Origin of the sequence: Bradyrhizobium sp. (assembly GCF_049581145.1) — a bacterium.
Classification (GTDB): Bacteria; Pseudomonadota; Alphaproteobacteria; order Rhizobiales; family Xanthobacteraceae; genus Bradyrhizobium.
Map to the genome: position 1 here is coordinate 1 of NZ_JBAURI010000327.1, position 1785 is coordinate 1785.

A 1785-nucleotide genomic window follows, 5' to 3' on the forward strand; every position below is an offset into this window, starting at 1 on the left:
CGGCACCAGCTCCAGCGCGCCGGAGGCGGCTTTCGCCAAGACGCCGGTCGCCTCCGGACTGTGGCGCGCGGTGGTGACGATCGCCCTGACCGCGAAGGCCGCCGCCGAGCGCAGGATCGCGCCGACATTGTGCGGATCGGTGATCTGGTCGAGCACCAGCACGATGCCGTCCTGCGGCAAGGCCGCGAGATCGGGCGAGGGCAGGGCATCGGCTTCGGCCCAGAGGCCCTGATGCACCGCATCGGGGCCGAGCGCGGCGTCGATCTGGCCGGGCCGGACGATCTCCGGCGCGATCGGCGGCTTGATGCCGTCCTCGGCGAGCCTGCGGGCGGCGTTTTCGGTCACCAGCAGCCTGCGGAAATGGCGGTTGGGGTTTTGCAGCGCCAGCGTCACGGTATGCCAGCCGTAGAGCACGACCGGGCCGTCACGGTCCTGGTCACGCTCGCGCCAGGCCGCCCCGCGGGCCGGCCGCCCCCGGTCGGACGGCTTGCCGCGGGAGCCGCGAAACGGCGGTTTTCGATCGCTCATGGGCTGCTTGTCTCACGGGTTCCGGATCCTGGCAATCCGGCCGCCGGAGGCGCGATTTTCCTCGCCACGCCGCGCTGACTTTGCTTGGTTGACTTTGCGCCGGCCTTTCCCCCATAAACGCGCCGACCGCGAGCCCCAAACCGGGCCTTCGCGGTCTTTACCTCTCCATGGCCAATCCGTCGCCGCCTGGGCGGTCGCGGACACACGCCGTCGAGCGGGGGAGTGTCCCGAGTGGCAAAGGGAGCTGACTGTAAATCAGCCGCCTCATGGCTTCGCAGGTTCGAGTCCTGCCTCCCCCACCAGTCTGACGTCGTTGAAGATTGCGGATTTTGATGGTTCGGCAGTCAGCGATCCGTCAGCAATGCCGCAAGCAATGCCAATGTCCCGATCTTTTCGTCCGTTTGCGCCGCTTCCCGGGAGCAGGCGCGACCATGACGTCGTCGATGCGATGCGACGGGTGAATGTTGCCGTCGCCGTGATCAGTGCGACGCGTGATGGCAGCTGCCGGTCGAGCAGGGGACCTGCTCGATGATCGAAAGCTTGCGCGCATGCCGCGTCACTTCCGCCGGCTCCAGCGGGCCGCCGTGGCCCATGTAGAAGCGCTTGGCGCCGCCATTGAGCATGCGTGTCAGCTCGCGGGCGACGGCCTGCGGGTCGTCCTCGAAGGGCGGGCGGATGGCACGGCCGGTGAAAGCGATGCCGCCGATCAGGATGCCGGAGGCGACGAGGTCGCCGACCAGCATGTCCTGCGACTCGAGCTCGACCGCGATCGAGCCCGGCGTGTGTCCGGCGGTGTGACGAACCATCCCGTCGACGCCGAACTCCTCGAGCTTCAGCGCATCGCCGTTTTTCATCATGATGTCGGCTTCGAACCCTTGGTATGGTTGATGCGGAAACGGTGTCTTGAAGAATAGCTTGCCGACCGGTCCGGTGGGGCAATAGGTCATCGGCCGTCGCCGGCTGTAGAAGTCGGCGTCGCCGCGGTGCGCCAGGATCGGAGCCCCGGACAATTCCCGCAGCCGCGCGGCGCTTCCGGCATGATCGGTGTGGGCGTGGGTCACGACGATCAGCTTGATGTCCTTGAACGCGAGGCCGTGCTGGTTCAGCGCACGTTCGATCTTGCGCTCGGAGCCCGGGATGCCGGCGTCGATCAGCACGCAGCCTCTTTCGTTTTTGATCAGGTGGGCGTTGACCATGCCGAGCGGCAGGATCGGGACGCGAATGATCGTGCTCGGCGACATGAGGTCTCTCCTGTGG

At 67.2% G+C, this 1785-nt stretch carries 2 protein-coding genes and 1 tRNA gene; 1 reads left to right on the plus strand and 2 read right to left on the minus strand.

Annotation, left to right across the window (positions count from 1 at the left end; genetic code table 11):
• A partial coding sequence (locus WCB02_RS10825; protein ID WP_423958129.1) for a TrmH family RNA methyltransferase occupies positions 1 to 528 on the minus strand: 528 nt, incomplete at its 3' end.
• A 216-nt stretch (positions 529 to 744) separates the two neighbouring features.
• On the opposite strand from WCB02_RS10825, the gene WCB02_RS10830 reads away from it, so the two are divergent.
• Positions 745 to 830: transfer RNA gene (locus tag WCB02_RS10830), tRNA-Tyr, on the plus strand.
• Positions 831 to 1007: 177 nt separating this feature from the next.
• Here WCB02_RS10830 and WCB02_RS10835 read toward each other — a convergent pair.
• The coding region (locus WCB02_RS10835) for an MBL fold metallo-hydrolase (RefSeq protein ID WP_423958130.1) at positions 1008 to 1785 on the minus strand (778 nt) is incomplete at its 5' end.